The organism is Alphaproteobacteria bacterium (assembly GCA_035625915.1).
In the GTDB taxonomy this organism is placed as follows: Bacteria; Pseudomonadota; Alphaproteobacteria; order JACZXZ01; family JACZXZ01; genus DATDHA01.
This window is the reverse complement of sequence record DASPOR010000111.1, coordinates 1-8,344: the sequence shown is the minus strand read 5'-3', so window position 1 is coordinate 8,344 and position 8,344 is coordinate 1. Positions and strand designations below refer to the sequence as shown.

5 protein-coding genes are annotated in these 8,344 nt (G+C 62.5%); 3 read left to right on the top strand and 2 right to left on the bottom strand.

Going from position 1 to position 8,344, the window contains the following annotated elements; all coding sequences use genetic code 11:
* On the bottom strand, nt 1–1,625 hold a 1,625-nt coding region (locus VEJ16_08990; protein HYB09792.1), incomplete at its 3' end, for a filamentous hemagglutinin N-terminal domain-containing protein.
* 604 nt (nt 1,626–2,229) lie between these two features.
* The gene (locus VEJ16_08985) at nt 2,230–3,210 is read right to left on the bottom strand and encodes a homocysteine S-methyltransferase family protein (GenBank protein ID HYB09791.1); all 981 of its coding nucleotides are present in this window, start codon (nt 3,208–3,210) and stop codon (nt 2,230–2,232) included.
* A gap of 603 nt (nt 3,211–3,813) precedes the next feature.
* Here VEJ16_08985 and VEJ16_08980 point away from each other — a divergent pair.
* From VEJ16_08980 to VEJ16_08970, 3 genes are all read left to right on the top strand, one after another.
* Complete coding sequence (locus VEJ16_08980; GenBank protein ID HYB09790.1) at nt 3,814–5,454, top strand: MFS transporter; 1,641 nt, start codon at nt 3,814–3,816, stop codon at nt 5,452–5,454.
* Nucleotides 5,451–6,647 carry an HlyD family secretion protein gene (locus tag VEJ16_08975; GenBank protein ID HYB09789.1) on the top strand — a complete coding sequence of 399 codons (1,197 nt, stop codon included), beginning with the start codon at nt 5,451–5,453 and terminating at the stop codon, nt 6,645–6,647. Before VEJ16_08980 ends, VEJ16_08975 begins: the two co-directional genes overlap by 4 nt.
* A gap of 208 nt (nt 6,648–6,855) precedes the next feature.
* Nucleotides 6,856–8,118, top strand: coding sequence for a sodium:proton antiporter (locus tag VEJ16_08970; GenBank protein HYB09788.1), 1,263 nt, complete (start codon nt 6,856–6,858; stop codon nt 8,116–8,118).
* The last annotated feature ends 226 nt before the right edge of the window (nt 8,119–8,344 follow it).

The following is an 8,344-nucleotide window of genomic DNA, read 5'->3' as shown; positions in this document are numbered from 1 at the left end:
ATCGTACCGTTGACGGTGATATCGCCGGCCCCCGGATGCGCATCGCCGACCGTTGCGACCGTGACGTCGCCGAGGGCGAGTTCCGCATCGAGGGTCGCGGTCGTGAGGATCGATGCCGATCCCTGGCCGGTTGGGACGAAGACCGACTGCGCACCCGGCGTTGCATTGAACGAGGCCGCCGCGACGGTTGTGCTTGTCGATGCGATGTTGTCGGTCGCGGGCGCATCGTCGATTTCGATATCCTGGGGATCGAGCAGCAACGTGCCGCGAGCGCCATGGGGCGCGCGCAAATCCGCCGCACCGTCGAAGGCGAGGAGGCCGTGGCTCGAGACTTCGACTTGTCCGCCATCCCCACCCAAGGCCCCACCGCGCGCCGAGATGTTGCCGTTGAAGTCCGTATATCGATCCGACCACACGACGACTTCGCCGCCGTCGCCCTCGACGCGCGCATCCGCGTCGATCGAGGCGGTCGGCGCAACATAGGTCTCACTTGCGTGGCGCACCTTGCTTGCATCAGCACCGTGCAAGGCGCCGCCGATGAGCACGGCGCCGCCGCCGCCATCGCCGGACGCATCGATATGGGTTCCGTCGAGGATGGCGATCCGTCCGCCGAGCACGGTGACATCGCCACCTTTCGTGCCGCTACCCGACTTCCCCGATGCGTCGATCGTGCCCGCCACGGCGGTCGTGCCACCGTCACCGGAATCGACGGTGACGCTGCCTCCGCTTCCATCCGCCCTCCGCGCCACGAGCGAACCACTCGTCGCGATCGAGCCACCCGCGCCCGCAACGAGCTGGATCGAGCCGTCCGGCCCGTGGGCGACGGCAGTTGCGCGAATGAGCCCCGTATTGTTGATGGCGAGCGCGTACATGTTTCCGCCGGCAGCAATGATCTCGGCCGCGGCGGCCTGGATCGCACCGCTGTTGGCGGCCCCGGCGCCGCCCACACTGCCTTCGCCCGGCAGGTTTGCCTGGACATAGAGGTGTTCGCTGCCCGCTTCCTTGAGGACGACATGGAATCCGGCCGCGAGGCCGACGGTCCCGTCGGGTGCTGCAATGGTCCCGGCGTTCGCGACTTGCGCACCGATCAAAAAAACGCTGCCGCCTTGCGCATCGATGGCCCCGAGATTGGCGACCGAGGCGGTCGAGGTACCGGAAAATCGCTCATACTTGCCGGCAAGGAAATCCGCATCGCTGAGGTCGAGTGTCGAGGCGACGAAACCGGCGGTATCGATCCGCGCACCACCGCCGATCAGCACGCCGTTGGGATTGATCAAATAGACCTGACCGTTCGACGACAGGGCGCCCAGAAGAACCGAAGGGTCCTGGCCTGTAACCCGATTAAGAACCGCAGAGCGGTTGCCGTTTTGAACGAAGTTGCTGATTTCATTTGTATTTAAGGAAAACTCCTGCCAATCGATTATTGTGCGATTCGTCGATGTGACGATGTTGGTGGTATTACCAACGGTGGCAATACTCGCGCTGCCCGCGACCACCATCCCACCCTTGGGGGCGCACATGGCGGGTGTCGGGAACACGAGGGCGGCCGAAAACGCGATCCCGACGAGTGCGGTCGTGCCAAGCAACGTCGCATGGTATCGACGGGTGTGCGCCGATACCTTCATGCCGGCCCCGCCCCGCCGGTGCCGACTCCTCGCGGGTCCGGCAGCGACGATATTGAATCCACGGCCCCTCTTCCCATCACGCCTGCCCCTACGCCATCCAGCTAAGCCAGGAGACCGTTCGAACGCTCCGGCAAATTCCCAAGCGGCAATACTGACATATCTCTAATATTCGATGTGCGTAATATTGTGATATATCAATATAACGTCTCCTCCTTGCAGTATAGATTATATATATCCCTGCAAATGTAGCGAATCACATTTTACGGAGGGTGAACGGATGATCCTCGCCTTGCCGTTTGCGGGAATGATGGACGCGTGGGGCTAATGAGCTCCGCGACGCACGGACGACGCGGCGCGGGCCACGGTCATGAGATTCAGCAGGGGAGGAAATTCGTAGATTTCAAAATAAGCGGGTCGTCAAAATCGCCCGCCCTCCGTCCCGCGCGTGTGGGCAGCGTGGCGAGCCGGGGCACACGCTCCAGATATCGGGCAAGACAGTCGCGGCACTCGTCCTCGCCGAGACGCGCTGGTGCCTGGACGACGAAAGGCTCAACCCCGCTCAAGCACGCCGACGCCATGAACTTCGTCGGCACTGGAAGTCGCGTCAGCGCATGGCTTGGCGGGGTGCGCGGATCTTGGACGGCAACGCCTCGCGTAATGGCCGAATATACGGGAGCCCGTATCCACAGCAACCGCCGATGATTTGGACGCCCGACTCGACCCATTGGCGCGCCTGGCTCGCGAATTCTTCGCGTGAAATTCTGTTCTCGACCGCGTGGTCGTGAGCCACCGTCATGTAATCCTGCCGTTCGGCATCGGGGTAGACGCCGATCGGGCCGGGCCACTTCTCGAATGCGATCTTGAGAGCCGCGGTCGTGTCGTCGACGCCGGTATGAAAGATGCTCAAGACCGAACCACCGTGGGACATCACGTCGTCCAAAACGTCGACGAACCGGTCGGACGACAGGTACCCCGTTTTCACCACCGCCTCATTCGGTTCGCGATGGCATTTGAAGCCGACCCAAAAGGGCGCTCCTGTCGCCTTGCAGGCATCGCTCACCCATTTGCGATGGGTGTTGGTGCCAGTCGACTCCGCAAGAAGGAAATCCGCACCCGCTTCGACGAGGAGTTCCGCCTGCTCACGGAGGTTGGCGCGTAGCTGCTCTTCGGTGAAACGCGAGCGCTGGCGCAAGCTCGCCATGTCTTCGCCGTCCGTTGTCATGCCGAAGTTCGAGATCGAGCCCGCGATCAATACAGGCCGTCCGCCCCCTGCCCTATCACGCGCCTCGCGTGCGAGGAGGACGGCCCGGCGATTAAGCTCGCCCGTCAGCTCGCCAAGGCCGAGTGGTTCGAGATTGTGGCGAGCCGACGCATAGGTATTCGTCGTGATAATGTCGACGCCGGCCTTGACGTAATTCTCGTGCATGACCTGAACCGTCGCGGGGTGCGTATGGAGTGCTGTCGCCGCCCATGCGGTGTGGTAGATCGGCAGGCCCATCTCTTGGAGCTGAGTTCCGACCGCGCCGTCGAGGATAATGACCTCGCCGCGATCGATCCGCTGTTTGAGGGCGTTGTACTGTGTCATTCGCTTTCCCCCCGCACTGATTGACTGGCCCACCATCGGTCCCAGGCTCGAATTTAGATCAGGACCGGTGCTTGCGCCATGGGGAGCCTGTTGCAACCCGAGAAAAGCGCATGGGTCATGGCTGAATGAAGACCGATGGGAGGGGTCAGATCGATACGCCGCATGCGAGAGTTGCGGCGGGCGCACCGGAGACCGATGGGAGGCGCAGGCGGGTGGGGTCGTCGTCTTCGCGTCCAACGCCAAGAGCCGGGCGATACCATCGTCTAATCGAATCGTTCCGGGGGTCGACGTAAAAAGAAGCCAGTGCGTCGGTGAGCGGGCGCGATTTCGCGAACTTCGAGTGCGCCGGGAAAACGCCATGCCGACCGCGAGACCGCCCGCGGCAAGTCGCTGCTGACTTTGGTTGGTGGCGCAACCCGATCCTCAACAGGCCCTGCCATCGGCTGAGATGCCGTCGCGAATATCCTCATCCTTTCCACGGACGTTCGCGACGGATTCCCCCAAAGACGCAGCATCCGATTTGTGCTCCTCGTAATCGCCGGCCTGGGGCCATTCGGCATTGATCAAACTCTTCACTGAATGCGAGAATGCGGCGAGGGAAAGGTGTCGCACAAGTCGATGCAAACCGACGAGACCACCACCCGCGCTGGGCCCGCCGCCCCAGCGCTGCCCCCGCTCTCGCTGGCGGTCAGCGCCATTGGCGTGATGACGCTGGCGCAGATCGGCTCGAGCATATCTTCGCAGCTCGTCGATCTCGAGATCGCGGACCTCGGCGGCGCATTCTCGCTTTCCTCGGACGATGCGTCATGGATCGCGTGCATCGCGACCATGGCCGAGGTCGCCGCGATTCCGCTTGCCGCCACGCTCGCGCGCGCCGTGACGATGCGGACGTTGATCATCTGGACCTCCGCTATTTTCGCCCTCGCAGCCATTGCGAGCCTGCCGGTTCGAGACGAGACCGTGCTTCTCGTCTTGCGCGCCGTCGGGAGTTTCTGTGGCGGTACCATATCGGTGCTGATGTTCACGGCGGTCATGGCGAACTTGCCGCCCGGACCGGGGCGCAGCGCTGGCCTCTCGGTTTTCGCCTTCGCATCAACCGCACCCTCGTCGATTGCCGCCTGGGTCGGCGCCGTCGTTACCGAGCGTTTTGGATGGCAAGGCCTCTTCTATTTCGACATCGCCTGGGCGGTGGTTCTGCTCGTGCTCGCGATCACCGTCCTTCGTTCGACCGCTTCGGGTATGCGGCTCGCGGAGATCGATTGGCTCGGCTATGCATTATTGGCGGCCGGCGGTGCAGCACTGACGCTCTTCATGAAACAGGGTGACCGCTTCTTCTGGCTGGAGAACACGACGATCGTGGGTGCGGGCATCGTCGCGGCCGTCGTTATCCCTGCGGCCGTTTGCAGCTTTTTGATTCGCCGTCGCCCATTGATCGATCTGACGCTGATGAAGACGACATTCGGCTGGGCCGTCACGTTGGCGACCTTTTACCGTTTCGGGATGGTCATGGCCGCCTTTGTGATCCCCCAGGCGCTCACGCGGCTCCAGGGTTTCCGCATCACCGAAATCGCCGACGCGAACATCTGGATGTTCTGGGCAGAGTGCGCCTCGTTTCCAATCGCGTGGTACTGGGCTTCGCGGTGGGATGCGCGCATACCGCTGTCGCTTGGCCTGGCACTCTTCGCGGTCGGCGCTTATGTCAGCACCTACCTCACGCCCGCTTGGCAGGCGGCCGATTTCCGGCTGACCGAGATCGCGATCGGCTTCGGCCAAGGGCTGTTCCTGGTTCCGACCATCTTTTACGCGACCCGCGATGTCACACCCCAGCAAGGCCCCACGGCCGCGGCACTTTTCAATTTAAGTCGTGTCCTCGGGCAGACCTTCGGGATCGCGGTCGTGGGATCGCTCATCACCTATCAGGAAAAGTTTCATTCCGCGATATTGGTCGATTATCTCAGCACGGGTTCGACGGTTGCCGAGCGGTTCAACGAGCTTGTCGCAAGCTTCCTCTCGACCCACGGCGATCTGGCGCTCGCGCAACGGCAAGCCTGGTCGTCGCTTTCCAGCCTGGCGTCGAGCCAGGCTTACGTCCTGGCGTTTGCGGACGCCTTCGTCCTCGTTTCAGCAGTACTCGGCGTTTCCGCCCTTCTGGTACTGATGCTGCCGCCCTTGCGCGCGACGACGAAACGAGGTGGCCAACAGCCGACCGCGGTCCACTCATTCGCACTCCGAGGTCCGCGATGATTGCTGGCGTGAAGCGAGTCGCGATTGCCGTGCTCCTGCTCGCCGTCCTGGGCGCGGGGTGGTACTTCGGCGCGCGCTGGTACGAGAGATCTCGCGACGTCCAAATCACCGACGACGCTTACGTGCGGGGGGAGATCAGCGCGATCAGCTCGCGGGTTTCGGGCTATGCCGTCGAGGTGCTCGTGGACGAAAACGTGCCGGTTAAGGCAGCAGAGGTGCTTGCCCGCATCGACCCGCGGGATTTCCGCATGAATGTCGAGAAGGCGCAGGCAGCGCTCGACCAGGCCAAAGCCGATCTGACCCAGATCGGCGCGCAACGCGAGCTTCAACAATCGAAAATCGTCGTGGCCGAAGCGGCACTACGCGCAGCGCAGGCGCAGGAGAAGAACGCAGCACTCACGCTGCAGCGGGCGTCCACATTGGCTGCAAAGAGCTACGCACCCCAGGCTTCCGTCGATGCGGACACGGCCGCCGAGGCGCAAGCGCGAGCCAACGTCGACGAGGCAGCGGCAAATCTCGGATTCGAGCACGAGCAAGTCGCCGTCATCGATGCGCGCGAGGTCGTGGCGCACGCACAGGTCGACTCTTTGGAAGCAGCACTACTCTCCGCCAAATTCGCACTCGGAGACACCGAGATCTGGGCGCCGATTGACGGTGTCGTCGCCAACCTCCAGACAAGGGTCGGCACCTATGTCGCGGCCGGTACGCGCATGATGTCGGTGGTGCCCGTGCGCGACCTTTGGATCGACGCGAACTACCGTGAGACGCAAATCGAACGAATGAGGCCGGGCGATCCCGTGAGGGTGAGCGTGGACACCCACCCGCAGACCCCACTCTGCGGCTTCGTGGAATCGATCGCACCCGCATCGGGAACCGAGTTCGCGCTGATCCCGCCCGACAATGCGACAGGCAACTTCACCAAGGTCGTGCGCCGATTCACGGTACGGATCCGCTTCAACGCCAGCGAGAAGAACGCAGCACTCGCGCGCCCGGGAATGTCCGTCGAGACGGCGGTCGCGGTCTCCACAGCAGGCAACGCCACCGCGACCGAGCGTGCCCGCGCGATCGGATGCACCTTCGACCCAGCGCATGACGTCTACGAGCACGTGCCGACCAAGCTCCCGGAGCATCCCGGACTCGGGCGCGCCCGCCCGCTGGGACCGGGCGGCATTCAAGTGCAGCCGAATCCGTAATGCGTTGCGCTGGAGAAATGCGAACGGGGAAATTGCCCAACACGCCTGCCATGAAGTGATCGGCCTGCCTATTTGGGGTCCAGCCCGTGTGACGACGCTGCAAATTGGAGGTTGATCTAGATCACGCCCGCTTGATTCATACCGTGGTTTGATGGCGCCATTTCGACGACCGAGCCTGGTTCAAACCCATAACAAGGGATTGCAGAACATGGGGGTCTTCACGGCGATTGCTTGCCTGTTCGGGATTGTCGCCATCTTGAGCTTCGTCAACGAGCGTTGGCTCCGAGTGCAGTCGGATATTGGGCTGCTTCTGCTCGCGGTGGTCCTGGCGGGAGGACTGCGGTTGATCGAGATGGTCGTGCCGGTAGGTCTCGTCGGGGCATTGCATCAGCTGACGCAATACTTCAATTTGAACGATACGCTTCTGAAAGGCGTGCTGTGCTTCCTGTTGTTTCGCGGGAGCACGCGGGTGCGTTGGGCTGCGCTGCGCGCGCAGCGCTGGCTGGTCCTTTCACTCGCCTTTGCCGCTACGGCAATCGCGTGCTTTGTCACGGGCGGGCTGGTTTTCGCCGGGGTGTCGTTGTTCGGCATTTCCATGACGCTCACCCAGGCACTTCTCTTTGGGGCGCTGATCGCGGCGACCGATCCCGTCGCCGCGTTATCGATCCTCTCGAAGGTCGGATTGCCGGAAAATCTCGAGACCGTTGTCGATGGCGAGTCGTTGTTGAATGACGGCGTCGCGGTGGTCTTGTTTACCATTTTCGCGGACATGGCACTGGGCGGCAGCGCAAGTGCCACCGGTGCTGGCGCCGTTTTCCTGCAAGAGGTCCTCGGCGGCGCTGTGATCGGGGTACTCGGCTGGCTCGTCCTCCATGTGACGCTGCCGCGCGCTACGACCTATTGCACTTCGCTTCTTATCTCGCTGGCAGCAGTGAGCTGCCTCTATGCCGGCGCACAATATATCCATGTCTCCGGCCCGATCGCGACTGTGGTCGCGGGCTTGCTGACCGGCAACGTCACCGGCTCACGCGTGGCCAGGGAGGTGTTGGACCCATTGGCAACGTTCTGGCAGGGCTTGGACGAAGTTCTGAACGCCTTGCTGTTCGTTTTCGTCGGGCTGCACGTCATTTTGATCAACCCGCTGGAGAGTGTTCCGACAGGCATTCCCGGCTCGACCGCCATCGTGGCTGTTCTTGTCGGCAGGGCGATCGCCGTATTTGCGGTCGTCGGAGGACTGGATGCGGTCGGAAGGATTCGCGCCGATCGATGGGGTCTTACGAAGCTCTTGACCTGGGGCGGATTGCGCGGCGGCCTTTCGCTGGCGCTCGCGGTATCCCTACCCGACAGCTCCTGGAAGCCCATCCTTCTCAACATGACATTTGCGGTCGTTGTGTTTTCGATCATCGTGCAGGGGTTGACCATACGGCGCATGTTCAGCCGGGAGCAGCTTGAGGGCTTATTGCGGTCCTGACAACAAATTGAAGAACTGAACGGCGAGGCAGATCCAGCGGAGCGATCCTGATTCAATGGTGGCTCGGCGGATTTCGCGGTCGGTCTGCCATGACCTATGTCAATGCTTTGCACTGGCTCTCCAAATAGCGTTCAGCTTGCGGGCACCTTGCCGGGGATGCCTCCGATGTCGACGCATCAAGGTGCGGCGGTGTTTGAGGCGGTTGGGGAAAGGGAGTGCAAGAATG